The following is a 20,806-nucleotide window of genomic DNA, read 5'->3' on the forward strand; positions in this document are numbered from 1 at the left end:
GGGCCGGGCTTTCCAGTGACGCAACCCTTAGCGGGCGGCGCCGAGCTGGCCTTTTTCGTCGGAGAACACAATTTCAACGCGACGGTTCTGTGCCCGGCCCCGCTCGGTAGCGTTGACGTCCACCGGGTACTCATCACCGTAGCCTTCGACCTGGATGCGCTTTTCGTCAATCCCCAGGTCTACCAGCACATCCGCGACCGCTTGCGCGCGATCGCGAGACAGCTTGAGGTTTTCCTGCTTGCCGCCCGTGCTGTCCGTGTACCCCTCGATACGCACCACGCGCTTGGGATTGAGCTGCAAGAACTGCACAATCTTGAGCACCACCCGGTTGGCCGAATTCTTCAGTTCCGCTTCGCCGGTGTCGAACAGCACGTCACCCAGGGTCATCACCAGGCCGCGATCGGTCTGGGTGGTCGCCATCGCCATGATCTGTTCTTCGAGCCATTTGCCCTGCTGCTGCACACTCAGCAACTTGGATTCACGCAGGGCCAACTGCAGGCGCTGGCGCTCCAGTTCGAGCTTCGCCGCGCGCTCTTCGTTGAGCACTTGATTGCTGTGCTCCCGGGCGATCGCACTGTAGCGCTGGCTCAGGTAAGCGTAATGCTGCACATCCTCGCCGCTGCCCCAATAGCTGGACAAGCGATCGGCACGGGCCAGGGATTCACCGGCGCGGATCACGTCCCGGGGCGCGGCACGCAATACGTTGGCGTCTTCCTTGACCTTCTGGAAATCGGTGCTGGCCTGCTCGAGCGCCGCTTCGCTGCGTTGGCCGGCGCAGCCATACAGGCTGGCCAGGCCGGCGAGGACCAGGCCGCCCAATACGTGGGAGTGCTTCATTGGGCATCCTCCCTCAGTTGTTTGCGCAAGCGCTTGATGCGGGTGTCGAGCACGTTCAGTTGCTCCTGGCTCTTGAGGGTCAGCACCTTCGCTTCGGCCAAGCGGGCATCGAGTTCAGCCTGTTCGGCCCGCATACGCGCCTTCTTGTAGGATTCGTCGGCCATGTTGGATTTGGCGCGGGCGAATTTTTCTTCAGCCAGTTTCAATTCGGGCACTTCGTCGGCAGTAGCGCCAACGGCCCGGGCTTGCTGCAGTGCCTGTTCGGTCAGGCGGATCTGTTCATTCGGCGCCGGATCGGCTGCGCAGCCCGCCAGAGCCAGAACGGCCAGGGCAGCGAAAAGAGGTCGAATAGTCACTAATGTTCCCTACTGTTTTGGGGCACTGACAGGTGGCTGCAACTGTGTTTTCCAACGCTCGAGATTGCGCTGCAACACAGCCTCCGTCAGCCCGGACGCGGCCAATTCTGTCATCTTTTGCGCCAGCTGTCCGCGTAACCATGGGTCGTTGCAGGCGGAGTTATGGGAAACCGCCACGAACAGCCCGGGTTTATCCACCGGTTGCGGTGCGGCTTGCAGGTCGTTGGCCATCCCCAGCGTCTGCGCCATCGCCAGACCCGAATAGCGCCCCGCCAAGACGTATTCCACCTCTCCCAGCAGCAATTTCTGAAAGGCCTGGGTCAGGTTGGGCGTGCGCACCAGGGATAATTGCTGCTCGGCAAAAACGCCGAACCCCTGGGTCATTCGGGACTTTTCCGACAAGGCACCGGGATGACCATGAAGGTCTCCGGGTTGGTTGATGACCAGCATCGAGTCCTTGCGAGTCCAGACCAGGTAATCATTTTCCAGCAAGGGCGGGTGGACGTAGTCCAGCGCTTCAAGCCCCGTGCTGGTCAGTGGCGCATCGGTGAGCAGGTCCATGCGCCCACTGCGCACTTCGTCCAATGCCTGGGCACGCTTGCCAGCGTAAAGCAGCTCGATCTTGATCCCCAGTTCGCCCGCCACTTGCGCCAGCAGGTCTGCGCCGGCGCCGATCAGGTGCTTGGGATCCTGAGGGTCTTGCCAGAGGTAAGGTGGCGCGTCCGGGCTGCCGGTGGCGATCAGGCGTTCACATTTGCCGGCGGCGACAGACAGGCCCGGCATGATCGCCAACGCCCACAGCAACGACCAGCCGGTCAAACGACGCAGATCCATGGCGATACGCTCCCCTTGCAGCGAAAACAGTGCGAAAAATAAAAAGCCCGGCCAAAGGGCCGGGCTCTTTATAAGTGAAGACGCCGGATTAGACCAGCTTCTCCAGCTCGGGGATGGCTTCGAACAAGTCCGCCACCAGGCCATAGTCGGCCACCTGGAAGATCGGCGCTTCTTCGTCCTTGTTGATCGCAACGATCACCTTGGAGTCTTTCATGCCGGCCAGGTGCTGGATCGCGCCGGAGATACCGACGGCGATGTACAGCTGTGGTGCAACGATCTTGCCGGTCTGGCCGACCTGCATGTCGTTGGGTACGAAACCGGCGTCGACCGCGGCGCGGGAAGCGCCGACGGCAGCGCCGAGCTTGTCGGCCAGGGCGTACAAGTGCTTGAAGTTGTCACCGTTCTGCATGCCACGGCCGCCGGAAACGACGATCTTGGCAGCGGTCAGTTCAGGACGATCGGACTTGGCCAGCTCTTCGTTGACGAAGCTGGAGATGCCAGCGTCGTGGGCAGCGCCTACGGCTTCGATGGCAGCCGAGCCACCTTCGGCGGCAACCGGGTCGAAACCGGTGGCGCGGACGGTGATGACCTTGACCGACGCGTTCGATTGCACGGTGGCAATGGCGTTACCGGCGTAGATCGGACGCTTGAAGGTATCGGCGCTTTCTACCGAGATGATCTCGGAGATCTGGTCGACGTCCAGCGCAGCGGCAACGCGCGGCAGGATGTTTTTGCCGTTGGAAGTGGCGGCTGCCAGGATGTGGCTATAGCCCTTGCCCAACTCGGCTACCAGCGGTGCGATGTTTTCCGGCAACTGGTGTGCGTAGGCGGCGTTGTCGGCCGACAGCACTTTTGCCACACCCGCGATTTTCGCAGCGGCTTCGGCAACGGCGCTTGCGCCCTGCCCGGCCACCAGGACGTGCACATCGCCACCGATTTTGGCGGCAGCAGCAACGGTGTTCAGCGTGGCCGGAGCCAGCACCTTGTTATCGTGTTCGGCGATTACCAAGATAGTCATGATCAGATTACCTTCGCTTCGTTTTTCAGTTTCTCGACCAGTTCAGCCACCGACTTGACCTTGATGCCCGCGCTGCGTGCAGCCGGCGCTTCGACTTTGAGGGTCTTGTTGGTGGAGGCGGTGGAAACGCCCAAAGCGTCAGGCGTCAGCACTTCAAGCGGCTTCTTCTTGGCTTTCATGATGTTTGGCAACGACGCATAACGCGGCTCGTTCAAACGCAGGTCGGTAGTGACGATGGCCGGCAGTTTCAGGGAAACGGTCTGCGCACCGCCGTCGATCTCGCGAGTCACGGCAACGCTGTCGCCGGACACTTCGACTTTGGACGCGAAGGTGCCCTGACCGTAGCCGCTCAATGCCGCGAGCATCTGGCCGGTCTGGTTGTTGTCGCTGTCGATGGCTTGCTTGCCGAGGATCACCAGCGATGGCTGTTCCTTGTCGACAACGGCCTTGAGCAGCTTGGCCACGGCCAGGGAAGTCAGGTCTTCGGCGGATTCGACGAGGATGGCGCGATCGGCACCCAGTGCCAGCGCGGTGCGCAGTTGTTCCTGGGCGGTGGTCGGGCCGATGGAGACGACGACGATTTCCGTTGCCACGCCTTTCTCTTTCAGGCGTACGGCTTCTTCCACGGCGATTTCGCAGAAGGGGTTCATCGACATCTTGACGTTGGCGAGGTCGACGCCGGAGTTGTCCGCCTTGACGCGAACCTTGACGTTATAGTCGACCACTCGTTTGACAGCTACAAGAACCTTCATGGATTCCTCGTTACTCTCCGGTGAAAAAAAGTCGCCTAGGCGAACCTGGCGGTTGATGCTCATGGGCGCAAGGGCACCTCTAAAAACGCCGGCATGAACCACACATGACCCTGCTCACGGGAGTGAAGACCATTCGTCAGTGATGACCGATGGGTCATTCATTATCGCGGCGTGTAAACTGCGCCTCGGAACCGCGCAATACGTCACTTTGTGCTGCCTTCGCCCTGTCTTTAGAGGTGCTCTTGAAACCAACAGTCAGCCTACGGCGAGCGCAAAACCGCCCGTATCTTGACCGGAACGCCTATTCCGGTCAATACGGCAAAATGGTCAGTCATAAGCCGTACGTCAGTGATTTATCTGGGCTGCGGCAATTTCAAACAAACGTTTGTATTGGACCCTGAGAGTGGTGTAGATATAATGCGCCGCTTAAGAGAGACCCGCGGCTCATCCATTGTCGCTTTCGTCGCTTTTCGCGAAGGAAACAAAGGATGCGACGCCAAACCTCCAATTAGAAAAACTGTGAGCCTTGAGTAGGAGATAGCCTGTGGAACGCGAATACATGGAATTCGACGTGGTCATCGTCGGTGCCGGCCCCGCTGGCCTGTCTGCCGCTTGCCGACTGAAACAGAAGGCCGCCGAAGCCGGTAAGGAAATCAGCGTCTGCGTGGTCGAAAAAGGTTCCGAAGTCGGTGCGCACATCCTCTCCGGCGCGGTGTTCGAGCCCCGCGCCCTGAACGAACTGTTCCCGGACTGGAAAGAACTCGGCGCACCGCTGAATACGCCTGTCAAACGCGATGACATTTATGTCCTGAGAAACGCCGAGGCCGCGAGCAAAATCCCTGACTTCTTTGTGCCCAAGACCATGCACAACGAAGGCAACTATATTATTTCCCTGGGCAACCTGTGCCGCTGGCTGGCCCAGCAGGCCGAGAACCTGGGCGTGGAAATCTACCCCGGCTTCGCCGCCCAGGAAGCGCTGTTCGACGAAAACGGCGTGGTGCGCGGGATCATCACCGGCGACCTGGGTGTCGACCGCGAAGGCAATCCGAAGGAAGGCCTCTACACCCCAGGTATGGAACTGCGCGGCAAGTACACGCTGTTCGCCGAAGGCTGCCGTGGTCACATCGGCAAGCAGTTGATCAAGCGCTTCAACCTGGACAGCGAGGCCGACGCCCAGCACTACGGCATCGGCCTGAAGGAAATCTGGGAAATCGACCCGGCCAAGCATCAACCCGGCCTGGTGGTGCACACCGCTGGCTGGCCGCTGGACATCATGGGCACCGAGAACACCGGCGGCTCCTTCCTCTATCACCTGGAAAACAACCAGGTGGTGGTCGGCCTGATTATCGACCTGTCCTACAGCAACACCTTCCTGTCGCCGTTCGACGAGTTCCAGCGCCTCAAGCATCACCCGGTGCTCAAGCAATACCTGGAAGGCGGCAAGCGCGTCAGCTACGGCGCCCGTGCCATCTGCAAGGGCGGCCTGAACTCGTTGCCGAAAATGGTCTTCAAGGGCGGCGCGCTGATCGGTTGCGACCTCGGCACCCTGAACTTCGCCAAGATCAAGGGCAGCCACACTGCCATGAAATCCGGCATGCTCGCCGCCGAGGCCGTGGCCGATCGCTTGTTCGCCGAATCCGAAGGCGGTGATGAACTGACCGCCTACGTCGACAACTTCAAGAACTGTTGGCTGTACGAAGAACTGTTCGCCAGCCGCAACTTCGGTGCAGCGATCCACAAGTACGGCGCGATCGTCGGCGGTGGTTTCAACTGGCTCGACCAGAACATCTTCGGCGGCAAAATACCGTTCACCCTGCACGACAACAAGCCGGACTATGCCTGCCTCAAGCTGGCCGCCGATTGCAAGAAGATCGACTACCCGAAACCGGACGGCAAGCTCAGCTTCGACAAACTCAGCTCGGTGTTCATCTCCGGTACCAACCATGAAGAAGAACAACCCTGCCACCTGAAGCTGACCGACCCGAGCATCCCGATCGGCAAAAACCTGCCGCTTTACGACGAACCGGCCCAGCGCTACTGCCCGGCTGGCGTGTACGAAGTGGTGACCAAGGAAGACGGCGAGAAACGCTTCCAGATCAACGCCCAGAACTGCGTGCACTGCAAGACCTGTGACATCAAGGACCCGGCGCAGAACATCACCTGGGTCTCCCCGGAAGGCGCCGGTGGGCCGACTTACCCGAACATGTAAGCCGACACGCTGAACATCGAGGCTCCCGCAATGGGGGCCTTTTTGTTGCCTGCCATTCCAGAAACACGGCAGTCCAAATGTGGGAGCGGGCTTGCTCGCGAAAGCGGCGTGTCAGTCGACAAAAATGCTGGCAGATACACCGCTTTCGCGAGCAAGCCCGCTCCCACAGGGGTTCTGCTGGGGTTCAGGCGGCGCGCTCTTCCCCGGGGTTGCGCTCGAAGTAGCGCTTGTACTCCCGACTGAACTGCGACGGGCTCTGATACCCCACCTGGTGCGCCACCTGGGCCACCCCCATGCCGTCGATAAGCAGCAGCCGCTGGGCCTTGAGCAGGCGCAACCGCTTGAGGTACTGCACCGGCGACAGCAAGGTGCTGCGCTTGAAATGCTCATGAAAGGTCGATGCGCTCATGTTCGCGCAACTGGCCAGTGTCTCGACGTTCAGCGGCTCGGTGAAATGCGCATGCAGATGGCTCAGCGCCGCGGCAATCCGAGCGAATTGCCCATGCTGCTCCACCAGCGCCCGCAATACGTCGGCCTGAGGCCCACGCAAGGCGACGAACAGCAATTCTCGCAGCCGCGCCTGGCCCATGACCTGGCATTCCAAGGGGTCGTGCAAGCAGTGCAACAGTCGTTCGACACACCCTCGCATAGCACCATCGAGCGCGGCACTGGTCATGGATTCCGGCGTCTGCGCCGCCAGGCTTCGCCCCGGCGTCAACCCCATGGCCAGCACCAACTCCCCCAACATCGCCCGATCGATCGCCACGGAAATCCCGAGCAACGGAGCATCGGGCATGGCATAGGTTTCGCACTCGAACGGCACCGGCAGCGCCTGGATGAGGTAGTGCCCGGCGCCGTACTCCAGCGTGCGCGGTCCCAGGTAAGCCAGCTTGCTGCCCTGGGCAATGATCACCAGGCTTGGCTCGTAGAGCTGCGGACCACGGGCGATGTCCTGGCTGCACCGCAGGACTTGTACACCAGGCAGCGGTGTCGGGATAAAACCATCACGGGTCGCCAGAGGTTCGATCAGCGAAACCAGCGCCGCGTTGGCATCGAGATGGCGGGTCAACAACATGGTAAAAACTTCACGAAATAAGGGCTGGGAACATCATCGCAGGTCTGGCCTCACATAGAACCAATCCACGACCAAGGTCGGAGGATTAGGCATGACACCCGTAGGAATCGTCATCGCCGTTCCCGGAGCGGACTCCCACAATGGAACCCTATCGTTCACTGATTAGCGAGGTCCATCATGTACACAGCCATCGGATATGCCGCCCAATCGCCCACCGCTCCCCTCGCCCCCATGAAATTCGAGCGCCGCAGCCCGCGAGCCGACGACGTGGCGATCGACATTCTCTACTGCGGCGTCTGCCACTCCGACATCCACCAGGCTCGCAACGAATGGGGCATCGCCGTTTACCCGCTGATGCCGGGCCATGAGATCGTCGGCAAGGTCACCGCCGTCGGCGCGGACGTCACGCGCTATAAGGTTGGCGACCTGGTGGGCGTTGGCTGCATGGTCGACTCCTGCCGCGAGTGCGAAGCTTGCCACGCGAACCTGGAACAATACTGCTACCAGGGCATGACCCAGACCTACGCCAGCCCGGATCGCATCAGCGGCGGCCACACCATGGGCGGGTACTCCAACAGCATCGTGGTCAAAGAACATTTTGTGCTGCGCATCCCGGCAGCACTTGACCCGGCCGGCGCCGCGCCGATTCTCTGTGCCGGCATCACCACCTACTCGCCCCTCAAGCATTACGGCGTGAAGGCCGGCGACAAGGTCGGCGTGCTGGGCATGGGCGGCCTCGGCCACATGGGCATCAAGTTCGCCAAGGCCATGGGCGCCGAAGTGACGTTGTTCACCCGCTCGGCCAGCAAGGCCGAAGAAGCCCGTCGCCAGGGCGCCGACCATGTGATCGTATCCACTGACGCCGAGCAGATGGCCGCCGCGGCCGGACGCTTCCACTTCCTGCTGGACACCATTCCGGTGCAGCACGACCTCAACCCCTACCTCAGTACCCTGCGGTTCGACGGTGTACACATCCTGGTGGGCCTGGTCGAGCCGATCGATCCGCCAGTCCATGCAGCCAACTTGATCATGGGCCGTCGCGTCCTGGCCGGCTCGTTGATCGGCGGTATCGCCGAAACCCAGGAAGTGCTGGACTTCTGCGCCGAGCACAACATCAGTTGCGACATTGAAATGCTCGACATCCGCCAGATCAACGAGGCCTACAGCCGCATGATCGCCGGGGACGTGAAGTACCGCTTCGTCATCGACATGGCGACGCTCAAGGCCTGACGTTCGTCAGACCTTGGCGCCCAGCTCCGCCGACAGCCGGGCTGTGACCCCTTTGACCAGGGGAATCAGCTCGGCCATCTTTTCCAGGGGCATGTACGGCACGGTGCTGGCGATGCTGATACCGGCGACGATGCGCTTGCCGGCGTCACGGATCGGCGCCGCCACACAGCGAATCGACGGTTCGTTGTCTTCCAGGTCGAAGGCATACCCCCCCGCCACGTACTCCAGCATCCGTTGCTGGAACTGCTCCCAGGATTGCTCCTGATGCTGAGGCCAGAACTGATTCTTCCCACCCGCCGGCAGGCTGATTTCATACAGCCGCTTCCATTGTTCCTGCGTGTCATCGAGCATCAGCGCCTTACCGATCCCGGTGCGCGCCAACGGCATGCGATGGCCTACGCGCGAGCGCATTTCCGGGCCGTTACGCCCCGGATTCTTCAGCAGGTACAAGACTTCGTCGCCCTCGCGAATCGCCAGGTGAACGGTGTCCCCGGTCAGCGCTGACAGCTCGTCCAAATACGGCCCCGCCAGGCTTACCAACGGCAGTTCTTCCCGGGCCTGGAAGCCCAGTTCGATCAGCTTCGGCCCCAGCAGGTAGCCCACTTGCGGCACCACGCGCAGGTAACGTTCGTCCACCAGGCAACTGGCCAGGCGATGGGTGGTGCTGCGGGTGGTGCCGATCAGCCGGGCGATTTCCTTCAAGTCACGGGCGCCGCTGGCGACCGCCTGGACCACGCCCAGACCACGCAGCAATGTCTGCGTGCCTGTAGGCGCCGCGTCCTTGGTGATTTTTGGATCGTCTTGCTGCATAGCCGGCCTTCTACAGTGAGCGGGGAACGGGCGGCATTATGGTCGCCCGCCCCGTCGGACTACAACTCGATGCGCTCGACCTTCCCGACCAGCAGGATGTAGGACAGCGCGCCAGCCAATGCCAGGACAGAGATATAGGTAATGGCCGGGGCGAACGAATCGCCGCTGGCGAGGAAGCCAATCACGATCGGCGTGGCGATGGCCGCCAGGTTACCGATGAAGTTGAACACCCCGCCGGTCAACCCGAGCAGTCGTGCCGGCGCCAGGGTCGACACCAGCGACCAGGTGATCGACGCCAGGCCATTGCCGAAGAACGCCAGGGCCAGGAAAGCGATCACCAGCGGCGTCGACTCGACAAAGTTGGCGCCGATGATCGAGGTCGAGATCAGCAACCCGCCAATGATCGGCAGCTTGCGGGCGAACCCGACGGTGGCGCCGCGACGAATCAACCAGTCGGAGAAGAACCCGGAGCACAGCACGCCGACAAACGCCGCGAGGAACGGCAACGACGCCAGCAAGCCGGACTTGATGAAGTCCATGCCGCGATACTTCACCAGGTAGGTGGGGAACCACGTCAGGAAAAACCACAGCGTGGAATTGAGGCAGAACTGCCCCAGGTAAATGCCCCACAATTTGCGCTGGGTCAGGACGATACCCAGGTCGGTCCAACTGAATTTCGCCTTGGCCTTCGCCGTATCGGCCTGGATATCCACCAGCCCGCCACCCTCGCGGATCAGCTCGATTTCGGCGGCATTGGCGCCTTTGAAATCCCGGGGCTCGCGATACACCGCGTACCAGATCACCGCCCAGAGAATGCCCACCGCGCCCGTGGCGACAAACACCATGTGCCAGCCGAAGGCATGTTGCAGCCAGGCCAATACCGGCGTCAGGAAGGCCAGCCCGACAAACTGCCCGGAGGTGTAGAAACCGATGGCCGTGGCCCGCTCGCGCTCGGGAAACCAGGTGGTCACCACGCGACTGTTGATCGGATAAGCCGGCGCTTCCAGGGCACCGACCGCCATGCGCAGCACGAACAACGCGATGAAGCTGGCGGCGAACCCCAGCATCACCGTGGCCACCGACCACAACAGCAATGCCACGCTATAGAGAATGCGCGGCGGCACCCGGTCCACCAGCCAGCCACCGGGAATCTGCATGGCGGCGTAGGTCCAGCCGAACGCCGAGAAAATCAGCCCGACGTGGATCGGGTCGATGCCCAGGTCACTGGTCAGCGCGGGGGCGGCAATCGAGAGGTTGCTGCGGTCCAGGTAGTTGATCACCACAGTGATGAACAGCAGGACCATGATGAAAAAACGCTTGCGGCTGGGCGTCACCAACGACGCTTGCGCGCTCAGGGTGTGCGCTTGCATGTGAGGTGCCTCTTCTTATGTTTATTGAGGAAACGGGCGCATCGAAGAAGATCTCCCTGTTGGCGAAGATCAAATTGTGGGAGCGAGCTTGCTCGCGATGACGGTGTGTCAGTTAGCATATGTGTGACTGATACATCGCCATCGCGAGCAAGCTCGCTCCCACAGGGTCAAGCGTGACTCACCACTCGGCAAAACTGCCATCGGCATGGCGCCAGATCGGGTTGCGCCAGCGGTGACCGATGGCCGCGCGTTCGATGACGTATTCCTCGTTGATCTCAATGCCCAGGCCCGGACCGTTGGGAATTTTCACGAAGCCTTTGTCGTAGTCGAACACCTGTGGATCCTTGATGTAATCCAGCAGGTCGTTGCTCTCGTTGTAATGGATGCCCAGGCTCTGCTCCTGGATAAACGCGTTGTAGCAGACCGCATCCAGTTGCAGGCACGCCGCCAGGGCAATGGGCCCCAACGGGCAGTGCAGCGCCAGCGCAACGTCGTAGGCCTCGGCCATGTTGGCGATCTTGCGGGTTTCGGTGATGCCACCGGCGTGGGATGCATCCGGCTGGATGATGTCCACATAGCCTTCGCTGAGCACGCGCTTGAAGTCCCAGCGGGAAAACAACCGCTCGCCCAGGGCAATCGGGGTGCTGGTCAGCGGCGCCAGTTCCTTGAGGGCTTCATAGTTTTCGCTGAGCACCGGCTCTTCGATGAACATCAGTTTGTAGGGGTCGAGTTCCTTCATCAGCACCTTGGCCATCGGCTTGTGCACCCGGCCGTGGAAGTCCACGCCAATGCCGACGTTCGGTCCGACCGCATCGCGCACCGCAGCCACGTTGGCCAGGGCCTGGTCGACTTTTTCGAAGGTGTCGAGAAACTGCAGCTCTTCGGTGCCGTTCATCTTCACCGCCGTGAAGCCCCGCGCCACTGCCTCTTTCGCCGCGCGAGCGGTGTCCGCCGGCCGGTCGCCTCCGATCCACGAATACACACGGATCTTGTCCCGCACCTGGCCCCCCAGCAGGTCGCTGACCGACACGCCCAAGGCCTTGCCCTTGATGTCCCACAACGCCTGGTCGATGCCGGCCAGGGCGCTCATGTGAATGGCCCCGCCGCGGTAGAAGCCGCCACGATAGAGCACGGTCCAGATGTCTTCGATGTTGCGTGGGTCTTTGCCGATCAGGTAGTCGGACAATTCCTCGACGGCAGCCGCCACTGTGTGGGCACGGCCTTCGACCACGGGCTCGCCCCAACCGGTCACGCCCTCGTCGGTCTCGATTTTGAGGAAGCACCAGCGCGGCGGAACGATAAACGTGGTCAGCTTGGTGATTTTCATCTTGTTGTCTCTCTTGTCAGATGCAGCGCACGGAGCGCTGGAAAAGTCTTCAGTTCAAGGCATTCCATGCCGCCACATAGGCCTTGGCGCGCACCGCCACTTCATCCGCTGTCAGGCCCGGCTTGAACAACCCGGAACCAAGGCCGAAACCCTTGACGCCGGCTTCGACGAACACCGCCATGTTGTCTGGCGTAATCCCGCCCACCGGCACCAGCACGGTCCCGGCCGGCAGCACCGCGAGCCAGGCCTTGACCACCGCCGGGCCCATTTGCTCGGCGGGAAACATCTTCAGCACATGGGCGCCTTCGGCCAGTGCGGCAAAGGCTTCGGTGGGTGTGGCGACGCCTGGCGACAGGTACAAGCCCGCCGCTTTCGCCGCACGCAGCACATTCGGATCGCTGTGGGGCATGACGATCACCTGGCCACCGGCGGCTTTCACCTGTTCCACCTGTTCCGGCGTGAGCACGGTGCCGGCACCGATCAGGCAATCGGCGGGCAAGGTACTGCGCAGGATGCGAATACTGTCGTATGGCTCGGGGGAATTGAGCGGTACTTCGATGACGCGAAATCCGGCGCTGTACAGGACTTCGCCGATGGCCGCCGCCTCTTCGGGACGCAGGCCACGCAGGATCGCGATCAGCCCGTTGTGCGCCAGTGCTTGTGTGAGCATGTCAGACCTCCAGTCAGGTTCAGGGGGCGGTGGAATCGAGCAACCCGGCCGCCACGGCCAGTTGCCACAAACCGCGTTCGGTGGCCTGTTCGGCCAGGACCACCCGGGCGAAGCCACAGGCGTCGAGGGCCCGTTGATAACGGACACAGAGTTGGGAATTGCCGATCAACACCACCGTCGGCAGGTGCAGGCTGTCGCGGCGTCGGCGTTGTACTTGGGCCAGCGCCGTCAGCTCATGGCCGATCAACAAGCCCGAGAGGTAATCCGCTTGGGCGCTGGCGCCCAACTCGCCGGTCAAGCCCAGGCTGCGGGCGCTGAACACGGTGGACAACGGGCCGATCTGGCCGTCCACCGACAACGCCACTTGCACGCCGCGATCAAAGGCCGCGCCATCGAAGGTCGCACTCCGTTGCTGGGTGCGGCCGAGAATGCTGTGGTCACTGAGCACGGCGAAGATCTCGCCGGTCATGAAGGTATCGAAATGCACGATGCGGCCATCGGCCACTTCCACCCATTTCGAGTGGCTGCCGGGCAGGCCGATCAGCACCGCTTCGTCCGGCAGGCTGTGCAAGGCACCGAGCACTTGGGTTTCTTCGCCGCGCATGACATTGGGCAAGCGTGAACGCTGAATCACGCCCGGCACGATGTGCACATCGACACCGCGAAGGCTGCGAACGGTTTGTAGGGAATGTCCGAGATTGGCGACGTTGGCGGGTGTGTCGCAGTACGGCGCTTCACACCAGCCCTGAGCACTGCCGACCATGCCACAGGCAATGACAGGCAAACCTGGCTGGGCATCGAGCCAGTCGCCACAGGCCTCGTCGAAGGCCAACTCGAAACCGTCGATGCACACCTGGCCGGCCACGTTTCGCGGCCCGGACGGCAACTGCATGATCCCCGACGACAGCGAACGCTGCTCGAGCACCTCGCCACCGGCTGCGAGTTTGTAAGCCCGTAATGAGGTGGTCCCCCAATCGAGCGCGATCAATTGCGCCTGCATCCGCTTCACCTGTTTTGTTTTTTGGCAGTGAGTGAGACGGACTATAAACCTGGGGGCGATTAAATCTCAATATATAAATATCATTCCCATATATTGGGATTAAAATGCACCACCTATGAAGCTAATCGCCATCCGCCCAAGACCCTGCTACGTTTTCTGACCGGACACCAAACAACTAGGGAAAAAGTGATGGGACAACTGCTGAAAATCCTCGGCCGCACGTCTTCGATCAACGTCAGAAAAGTGCTGTGGACCTGCCAGGAACTGGACATCGCCTACGAGCGCGAAGATTGGGGCATCGGTTTTGCCTCGACCCAGGACCCGGCGTTCCTGGCCTTGAATCCCAATGCCCAGGTGCCGGTGATCATTGATGAGAACGGCGTGTTCTGGGAATCCAATACCATTTGCCGCTACCTGGTGGGCAAGCATGGGCCCAGCGATCTGCTACCTGTCGAGCCTGCCGCCCGAGCGCGGATCGAACAGTGGATGGACTGGCAAGCCACGGAACTCAACCCGTCCTGGGGCTACGCCTTCCACGCCCTGGTGCGCAAGAACCCGGACTTCCAGGACCCGCAGCGCATCGCCGCCGGCATCAAGGGCTGGAACGAGAAGATGGGGTTGCTGGAGCAGCAGTTGAACCGCACCGGCGCCTACGTGGCCGGTACGGCGTTTTCCCTCGCGGACGTGCTCATCGGCCTGTCCGTACACCGGTGGCGCCAGACGCCCATGGAGCGTCCCGACTATCCGGCCGTGACGGCTTACTGCAAACGCCTCGAGCAACGACCGGGGTTCGCCGAGTACGCGTCTGCCGCACACTCATGAAGTGCTCAGTGTCCGTTAGCGAAATCCCGTAGCACCTTGCCGTCCATTCGGTAGCGCACCCATTCTTCCTGGGGTTGCGCACCGAGGGATTTGTAGAACTCGATGGCCGGCGTGTTCCAGTCCAGCACGCTCCATTCAAAGCGGCCGCAATCGTTGTCGCAGGCGATCTTCGCCAGGTGGCGCAACAGTGTCTTGCCCGCCCCGCCACCGCGCTGCTCCGGCGTGATGTACAGGTCTTCGAGGTACAGGCAGTTGCTGCCCAGCCAGGTGGAATAACTGAAGAAAAACACCGCGAAACCAATCGGCACGCCATCCCGCAGGCAGATCAGCCCGTGGGCGGTCGCGCCTTCGCTGAACAGGCTGCGCTCGATGTCGGCCACACTGGCGATGACTTCGTGGCGGGCCTTTTCGTAATCGGCCAATTCGGTGATGAAGGCAAGGATTTGAGGCGCATCGCTGGGTTGCGCAGGACGGATCTCGATGGACATGGACAGGCCTTGTAGCCAATTGAAAGCGCCATACTAAGCCGCTGCGCGGCGCTCGTCACATGCCGATCCAACTATTTGATCGCGGACGCGAGCTTGTTTCAAAAAGTGCCATTCGTCGCGCTCAAGGCACCAACCCCAAGCCACCACGGCCCAAGATCAGGTAAGCATTCTGAAAAATGGAGGCGACACCATGATCACTTCAAGGCTGACTGCATTCACACTCGCCACGCTGCTGTCTTCGGTGGCTTTCGCGGCTTCCACTTCCGGCACCGGCCCCACCGACCCGGTACAGGCACCCAATTCTCCAGCCACGCAAGGCCTGCCCAAGTTGAATACCGACGGCACCGGCGGCGGTCTGAACAATGGCCAGCCACCCGCCACCGGCACCGATCCCCGCGTGCAGGGTAATGACATGGGACGCCAGGGCGGCATGAATACGCCTGACTCCACCGCTCCTGACAACGCCGAGACCGGCGTGGGTTCGAAAACCACTACCGGTGGCTCGGGCTCCGAAGGTGGCGCTGCCAGCCAGTAAGCAGCCTCTGCTCAGACACTTGAGGAGGAAAATCCCATGCCTCGTGGAAGCAAAGACAAATATACCGCCGAGCAAAAACGCAAGGCCGAGCACATTGAAAAGAGTTACGAGAAAAAAGGCGTGTCGCAGAACGAAGCCGAAGCACGGGCCTGGGCGACGGTGAACAAGCAGTCCGGTGGCGGCGAACGTTCCGGTGGTTCGGGAAAGACTAAACCGGCTGTGGAAAAGAAAACCGACCGCAAGGAATCGGCCCGCCGCGCCGCCAAGACCCGCGAAGGCCACCCGCGCAGCAGCAAGGCCTCCCATGGGACCCAGACGGTGGACAGCCTGATGAAAGAGGCCCGGGCGAAAAACATTCCCGGACGGTCGAAGATGCGCAAGCAGGAGTTGGTCGAAGCGTTGCGCAAAGCGGGGTGATTGTTGGCGTCAGGGAGGACGCTATCGCGAGCAAGCTCGCTCCCCCATGGGTTTGCGGTGTATTGCCGAGTTCAAAAACTGTGGGATCGGCGGTGTGTCGCGATGTTGTGCCGGCACAAAAACCTGTGGGAGCGAGCTTGCTCGCGAAAGCGGAGGGTCAGCTTGCATCAATGCTGAATGGACCATCGCCTTCGCGGGCAAGCCCGCTCCCACATTGTTGTGCCTGCATTCGGTCAAAAAACCGGGCTCCCCGTTGGCAGCCCGGCCGGGGCAAGCTTCAGCGTTGCTTCAAGCGGTCGATCACCACCGCCAGCAACAGGATCGAGCCGCGGATGACGTATTGATAGAAGGTGTCAATGTTCTTCAGGTTCATCGCGTTTTCGATGATCGCCAAAATCAGCACGCCCGCAATGACATGGCGAATCATGCCGATGCCACCGCTCAACGACACCCCACCCAGCACGCAGGCCGAGATCACGGTCAACTCGAAGCCCTGGCCGATCATCGGCTGGCCCGAGGTCATGCGCGACGCAAGGATGACCCCGGCCAAGGCGCCGATCAAACCATGTACGGCGAAGATGATGATCTTGGTGCGATCGACGTTCACCCCCGCCAACAACGCCGCCTCCTGGTTACCACCGATGGCCATGGTGTTGCGCCCGTAGGTGGTGTAGTTCAGCAGCCAGCCGAAAAACAGGAAGCAGACGATGGTGATCAGGATCGGCACCGGCACGCCGAATAACTGGCCGTTGCCGAACACGAAGAACGATTCCTGCGAGACCCCCACCGCCTTGCCGTTGGCAAAGATGTAGGCCAGGCCACGGACGATCTGCATGGTCGCCAGGGTGGTGATCAAGGCGTTGACCCGCAGCTTGGCGATGACGATACCGTTGATCAGGCCAACGATCAGCCCCATCGCCAGCGCCGCGCTGACGCCGAGGAACACGCTGTTGGTGTCGCGCATCACCACCGCCGCGACCACGCCGGCACAGGCAATCACCGAACCGACCGACAAGTCGAAGTGCCCGGACGCCAGGCAATACAACATGGTGCACGCGGCGATGCCGGTGGTGGAAATCGCCAGGCCCAGGCCGCGCATGTTCAACGGCGACAGGAAGTTGTCGATCATCAAGGTGCAGAGCACGAAGATACCGATGGCCGCCAGCAGCATGACCCAGTCATCCAGGAAACGGCGCAGGTCCAGGGGTTTGCGTGCCGTTGGCAGTGCATTGTTTTGAATGGTCATGATTTACCTCTCAGTTCGCCGCGTCGGCAACGCGTTGGCGCGGCAGCGCCAGTTGCAGCAGGTTGGATTCGTTGGCCTGGTCACGCGACAGCTCGCCGCGCATGGCCCCTTCGCAAAGCACCAGGATTCGGTCGGAAATGCCCATCACTTCCATCAGGTCGCTGGACACCACAATCACCGCGATGCCGTCGGCCGCCAGGTTGTGGATAATCTGGTAGATCTCCGCCTTGGCGCCGATATCGATGCCACGGGTCGGTTCGTCCAGCAGCAGGACTTTCATCGGCATCGACAGCCAGCGACCGAGAATCGCCTTCTGCTGATTGCCGCCGGACAGGTACATGATTTTCTGGCTGGCCGCCGGGGTCTTCACCTTCAGCGACTTGATCTGCTTGTCGGCATTGCCCCGCTCCCAGTCGCCGCGCAGCAGGCAGCCGAGCGCGGAATGAGCCGGACGGGCACTGATGTTGATATTCTCGCCCACGCTGCCCAGTGGGATGATGCCTTCCTTCTTGCGATCTTCCGGGCACAGCAGCACGCCAGCGGCGATGGCATCCCGTGGCGAACGCAGCTTCAATTCCTTGCCGTGCAGCACGAGACTTCCCTCGCTCTGGCGCTCCAGGCCACTGAGCAAGCGAAACAGCTCGGTACGACCGGCACCGACCAGCCCGAACAAGCCGAGGATTTCACCCTTGTGCACCTGGAAACTCACCGGTTCGCGCAACCCCGGCCCCAGCAGGCCCTTCACCTGCAGCGCCACATCGCCGCGCTCCCGAGGGCGGTAATCATAGATGTCCTGGATATCGCGACCGACCATGCACGTGACTAACTGATCGTGGGTCAGCTCGCTCATGTTTTCGAAGGTCCGGACATAACGACCGTCCTTGAAGACCGTCACCGCGTTACAGATACGGAACACTTCTTCCATGCGGTGGCTGACGTACAGCACCACTTTGCCCTCGTCTCGCAAGCGAGCGATGATCGCCATCAAACGGTCGATTTCCCGCGCCGACAGGCTACTGGTGGGTTCGTCGAAGGCAATGACGTGGGCGCCACGGGACAAGGCCTTGGCGATTTCCACCAATTGGCGCTGACCGAGGGACAGGCGACCGACTTTTTCCTGCGGATCGATTTCGTCGGCCAGGCCTTTGAGCAGCGTCAACGCCTGCTGGCGCAGCACGCCACGGTTGACCAGGCCGAAACGCGCCGGCAAATGGCCGAGAAACAGGTTTTCGGCGACGGTCATTTCCGGCACCAGGTGCAGCTCCTGGTGAATCACCGCCACCCCGCTGGCGATGCTGTCGGCGGTGCCTTTGAAGGCCATCGTCTGCTCGCCGATCTGCAGGTCACCGCTGCTCGGGATATAGGCACCACCGAGGATCTTCAGCAACGTGGACTTGCCCGCGCCATTCTCGCCCATCAAGGCATGCACTTGCCCCGGATGCGCGACGAAACTGATATTGGCCAGCGCCTGCACACCGGGAAAGGATTTGCCGATCCCGTTGAACCGCAAGCTGCCGCCGATGTTGTGTTGCCGTGTCGCTGTTTGCGCTTGCATAACCACCTCGAACTTACAGAGATCAAGCGACCCCGCCACTCATGTGGCCAGGGCCGCTTTTGAATCAACCGACCGTCAGTTCCACAGGCCGATCTTTTCCAGCTCCTGCTTGAAGTTCTCCCGGGTGATCAGCGTCACCTCGTCCATGGCGGTGTACTTCGGCGGTTCCTTGCCGGTGGTGATCCACTCGTACATCATCTCGGCGGTCTTGTAGCCTTCGATGTGCGGGCTTGGCAGCATCGAACCGAAGAAGCCGCTTTTCGGTTTCTTCAGCTCACCGATGGCATCGGTGCCGTTGATGCCGATGCCGATCACGTTGTCGGCCTTGAACCCGGCCGCTTCGGTGGCGCGCACGCCGCCCAGCACGGTGTTGTCGTTCATGCCGCCGATGATCAGGTTTTTCGCGGCGCTTGGCAGCTTCACCAACGCCGAGTTGGTGGAGTCCATGCTTCCGGGTACGTCGAGGGTCTTGAGCGCCGAATAAAGGATATGGTCTTCGGGCATCCCGGCCTTCTTCAAGGCATCGACCGAACCGTCGGTGCGCTTCTTGCCGGTGTCCAGCTCGTTGAAGGTGTTGATCACCGCGTAGGTATCTTTCCACTCCCAATTGCGCTTTTTCGCTTCAGCGGCCATGGCGGCGCCCTGCTTCTGGCCCACCTCGAACGCAGCCATGCCCAGGTACGGCACGTCCTCCATGAATTTGCCGTTGGCATCGACAAACCGGTCGTCCACGGCAATCACTTTGAGATCGTTGAGCTTGGCCTTGGCCATGATGGCCGGGCCGAGGGACACATCCGGCGGGCAGATCACGAAGCCCTTGGCACCGTTGGCGGCCAGGCTGTCGATGGCCGAGAGGGTTTTCTCGCCGTCAGGCACGGCGATCTTGATCAACTCGAAGCCTTTGTCCTTGCTCGCCTTCTCGGCGAACGCCCATTCGGTCTGGAACCAAGGCTCCTCGGCCTGTTTGACCAGAAAACCGATTTTCACGGGATCAGCCGCCAGCAAGCTGCTGCTGAGGCTGACCGCGGTTACCGCCAGGGCGGCGCGACACAGGGAACGGATCCCACGACGATGATTCATAGTTGACTCCTTGTTTTTTTTATTGAAAGCCAAACGTCCAGGGTCTGCTCCACCGACGGTGGAAGTGCGCAGGCTGGGCGGTTACATCAAGTTGCTACACAGCATAGGCCTAAATAGTCATATCGTATGATGATTGGATTACAGGCGAAGTTTCCCACTGCAATCCAGGAATATTCAGTCGTGGTACATGACCGAACGTCCTCCATCGATGGTGATGCATGAGGCATTGATAAACGGTGCTTCGTCACTGGCCAGGAACACGGCCGTCATTGCCACTTCGATCGGTTGCCCGACGCGCCGTGGCGGGTGCAGATCCAGCGCACGCTGGCGTTCGGCATGGGGATCGGCAAAGCCGTTCCAGTAGTCGACGTTCAGTTGGGTTTCGATGTAACCCGGGGCGATGGCATTGACGCGTACCCCTTTGGGCGCATATTCGATGCCCAGGGCGCGGGTCAGGCCGAGCAGGCCGTGCTTGGCCACCGGGTAAGGGAAACAGCCAGGAATGATGTGGGACGAATGGACGGAGGCAATGTTGATGATGCTGCCCACGCCCTGCTCGATCATCTGTGGCAGCACCGCCTTGCAACCGTACCAGGCGCCATCCAGGTCGATGGCGAAGCAGCGGCGCCACTCTTCTTCGGTCATTTCCAGCGGGTCACGGAAGACATTCACACCCGCGCAGTTGACCAACACATCGATGCGGCCGTGCAGCTCGACGGCACGACGGGCCATGGCCTGCAAATCCTGCTGCTTCGACACATCGGCCTGCAGTGCGTGCACATCGGCGCCGCGTTCACGCCAATGGGCGGCCACCGCCTCGACCTTCTGCGCCTGGATATCACTGATCACCAGCCGGGCCTGTTGCGAAGCGAATGCCGCGACGATGGCTTCGCCAATGCCTTGGGCGGCGCCAGTCAACAGCACAACCTTATCCTTCAGGCGTTCGCCCATGGGAGGCTCCGGCACGGGTGGCAAGACCAAGGGCTCAGCCATGGCTCAAGGCTCCTGTGCCCAGCACGACGAAAACCGGGCATCCACAGATGACCGGCGCGAAGGCGCTTCAAAGAACAGTGGCCGGCGTACGCCACCGGGGCGTACGGGGAAAGATCGTTGCATCACTTCACCTGTTTTGTTTTTTTAGTGTGAGTGCGTATTGCCGATGGAGCCGACTATAA

21 protein-coding genes are annotated in these 20,806 nt (G+C 61.3%); 5 read left to right on the forward strand and 16 right to left on the reverse strand.

Translation table 11 applies throughout. The features are described from left to right. Nucleotides 1–27 precede the first annotated feature (27 nt). The 5 genes from BT125_RS09120 to BT125_RS09140 all read right to left on the reverse strand — a co-directional run bounded on the left by BT125_RS09120 (nucleotide 28) and on the right by BT125_RS09140 (nucleotide 3,797). On the reverse strand, nucleotides 28–837 hold the full coding sequence (locus BT125_RS09120; protein ID WP_072406272.1) for an OmpA family protein: 810 nt from the start codon (nucleotides 835–837) through the stop codon (nucleotides 28–30). Beyond that, complete coding sequence (locus BT125_RS09125) at nucleotides 834–1,193, reverse strand: DUF4398 domain-containing protein (RefSeq protein ID WP_072406275.1); 360 nt, start codon at nucleotides 1,191–1,193, stop codon at nucleotides 834–836. The genes BT125_RS09120 and BT125_RS09125 overlap by 4 nt, the downstream gene beginning before the upstream one ends. A 9-nt stretch (nucleotides 1,194–1,202) precedes the next feature. Beyond that, on the reverse strand, nucleotides 1,203–2,027 hold the full coding sequence (locus BT125_RS09130) for a substrate-binding periplasmic protein (RefSeq protein ID WP_072406277.1): 825 nt from the start codon (nucleotides 2,025–2,027) through the stop codon (nucleotides 1,203–1,205). A gap of 88 nt (nucleotides 2,028–2,115) precedes the next feature. Then, nucleotides 2,116–3,045, reverse strand: a complete 930-nt coding sequence (locus BT125_RS09135) for an electron transfer flavoprotein subunit alpha/FixB family protein (RefSeq protein ID WP_072406279.1) — start codon at nucleotides 3,043–3,045, stop codon at nucleotides 2,116–2,118. 2 nt (nucleotides 3,046–3,047) lie between these two features. Next, nucleotides 3,048–3,797 (reverse strand): electron transfer flavoprotein subunit beta/FixA family protein, encoded by a 750-nt coding sequence (locus BT125_RS09140; protein ID WP_014339477.1) that lies wholly within the window; start codon nucleotides 3,795–3,797, stop codon nucleotides 3,048–3,050. A gap of 544 nt (nucleotides 3,798–4,341) precedes the next feature. On the opposite strand from BT125_RS09140, the gene BT125_RS09145 reads away from it, so the two are divergent. Beyond that, nucleotides 4,342–6,006 (forward strand): electron transfer flavoprotein-ubiquinone oxidoreductase, encoded by a 1,665-nt coding sequence (locus tag BT125_RS09145; protein ID WP_072406281.1) that lies wholly within the window; start codon nucleotides 4,342–4,344, stop codon nucleotides 6,004–6,006. 184 nt (nucleotides 6,007–6,190) lie between these two features. Here the strand turns inward: BT125_RS09145 and BT125_RS09155 are convergent, their stop codons facing one another. Continuing rightward, the gene (locus BT125_RS09155; RefSeq protein WP_072406286.1) at nucleotides 6,191–7,081 is read right to left on the reverse strand and encodes an AraC family transcriptional regulator; all 891 of its coding nucleotides are present in this window, start codon (nucleotides 7,079–7,081) and stop codon (nucleotides 6,191–6,193) included. Between the two features lie 177 nt (nucleotides 7,082–7,258). Here BT125_RS09155 and BT125_RS09160 point away from each other — a divergent pair, with 177 nt between their 5' ends. Continuing rightward, complete coding sequence (locus tag BT125_RS09160; protein ID WP_072406288.1) at nucleotides 7,259–8,311, forward strand: NAD(P)-dependent alcohol dehydrogenase; 1,053 nt, start codon at nucleotides 7,259–7,261, stop codon at nucleotides 8,309–8,311. A gap of 6 nt (nucleotides 8,312–8,317) precedes the next feature. Here the strand turns inward: BT125_RS09160 and BT125_RS09165 are convergent, their stop codons facing one another. The 5 genes from BT125_RS09165 to BT125_RS09185 all read right to left on the reverse strand — a co-directional run bounded on the left by BT125_RS09165 (nucleotide 8,318) and on the right by BT125_RS09185 (nucleotide 13,488). After that, nucleotides 8,318–9,121: an IclR family transcriptional regulator gene (locus BT125_RS09165; protein WP_072406290.1), complete on the reverse strand. Its 804-nt coding sequence runs from the start codon at nucleotides 9,119–9,121 to the stop codon at nucleotides 8,318–8,320. 59 nt (nucleotides 9,122–9,180) lie between these two features. Then, nucleotides 9,181–10,491 carry an MFS transporter gene (locus BT125_RS09170; RefSeq protein WP_014339481.1) on the reverse strand — a complete coding sequence of 437 codons (1,311 nt, stop codon included), beginning with the start codon at nucleotides 10,489–10,491 and terminating at the stop codon, nucleotides 9,181–9,183. Between the two features lie 178 nt (nucleotides 10,492–10,669). Then, nucleotides 10,670–11,818 carry a galactonate dehydratase gene (gene dgoD / locus BT125_RS09175; RefSeq protein WP_072406292.1) on the reverse strand — a complete coding sequence of 383 codons (1,149 nt, stop codon included), beginning with the start codon at nucleotides 11,816–11,818 and terminating at the stop codon, nucleotides 10,670–10,672. 49 nt (nucleotides 11,819–11,867) lie between these two features. Continuing rightward, complete coding sequence (locus tag BT125_RS09180; protein WP_072406294.1) at nucleotides 11,868–12,488, reverse strand: 2-dehydro-3-deoxy-6-phosphogalactonate aldolase; 621 nt, start codon at nucleotides 12,486–12,488, stop codon at nucleotides 11,868–11,870. A 19-nt stretch (nucleotides 12,489–12,507) separates the two neighbouring features. Beyond that, a complete protein-coding gene (locus tag BT125_RS09185) occupies nucleotides 12,508–13,488 on the reverse strand; it encodes a 2-dehydro-3-deoxygalactonokinase (RefSeq protein WP_072406295.1) in 981 nt (326 codons plus the stop codon). A 189-nt stretch (nucleotides 13,489–13,677) separates the two neighbouring features. On the opposite strand from BT125_RS09185, the gene BT125_RS09190 reads away from it, so the two are divergent. Continuing rightward, a complete protein-coding gene (locus BT125_RS09190; protein WP_072406297.1) occupies nucleotides 13,678–14,310 on the forward strand; it encodes a glutathione S-transferase family protein in 633 nt (210 codons plus the stop codon). A 5-nt stretch (nucleotides 14,311–14,315) separates the two neighbouring features. Here the strand turns inward: BT125_RS09190 and BT125_RS09195 are convergent, their stop codons facing one another. Beyond that, the gene (locus BT125_RS09195; protein WP_060741250.1) at nucleotides 14,316–14,798 is read right to left on the reverse strand and encodes a GNAT family N-acetyltransferase; all 483 of its coding nucleotides are present in this window, start codon (nucleotides 14,796–14,798) and stop codon (nucleotides 14,316–14,318) included. Nucleotides 14,799–14,988: 190 nt separating this feature from the next. Here BT125_RS09195 and BT125_RS09200 point away from each other — a divergent pair, with 190 nt between their 5' ends. Then, nucleotides 14,989–15,333 (forward strand): hypothetical protein, encoded by a 345-nt coding sequence (locus BT125_RS09200; protein WP_060741249.1) that lies wholly within the window; start codon nucleotides 14,989–14,991, stop codon nucleotides 15,331–15,333. Between the two features lie 36 nt (nucleotides 15,334–15,369). After that, a complete protein-coding gene (locus BT125_RS09205; RefSeq protein WP_072406299.1) occupies nucleotides 15,370–15,750 on the forward strand; it encodes a Rho termination factor N-terminal domain-containing protein in 381 nt (126 codons plus the stop codon). Nucleotides 15,751–16,027: 277 nt separating this feature from the next. Here BT125_RS09205 and araH read toward each other — a convergent pair whose 3' ends face one another. The 4 genes from araH to BT125_RS09225 form a co-directional block, all read right to left on the reverse strand. Further along, nucleotides 16,028–16,996 (reverse strand): L-arabinose ABC transporter permease AraH, encoded by a 969-nt coding sequence (araH, locus tag BT125_RS09210; protein ID WP_025214842.1) that lies wholly within the window; start codon nucleotides 16,994–16,996, stop codon nucleotides 16,028–16,030. 10 nt (nucleotides 16,997–17,006) lie between these two features. Then, entirely contained in the window at nucleotides 17,007–18,551 is a 1,545-nt protein-coding gene (araG, locus tag BT125_RS09215) for an L-arabinose ABC transporter ATP-binding protein AraG (RefSeq protein ID WP_072406301.1), read from the reverse strand. Nucleotides 18,552–18,626: 75 nt separating this feature from the next. Then, complete coding sequence (locus tag BT125_RS09220; RefSeq protein WP_072406303.1) at nucleotides 18,627–19,631, reverse strand: substrate-binding domain-containing protein; 1,005 nt, start codon at nucleotides 19,629–19,631, stop codon at nucleotides 18,627–18,629. A 174-nt stretch (nucleotides 19,632–19,805) separates the two neighbouring features. Next, nucleotides 19,806–20,624, reverse strand: coding sequence for an SDR family oxidoreductase (locus BT125_RS09225; RefSeq protein ID WP_072406305.1), 819 nt, complete (start codon nucleotides 20,622–20,624; stop codon nucleotides 19,806–19,808). Between the last annotated feature and the right edge of the window lie 182 nt (nucleotides 20,625–20,806).

The organism is Pseudomonas sp. NFACC04-2, assembly GCF_900119265.1.
Classification (GTDB): Bacteria; Pseudomonadota; Gammaproteobacteria; order Pseudomonadales; family Pseudomonadaceae; genus Aquipseudomonas; species Aquipseudomonas fluorescens_AA.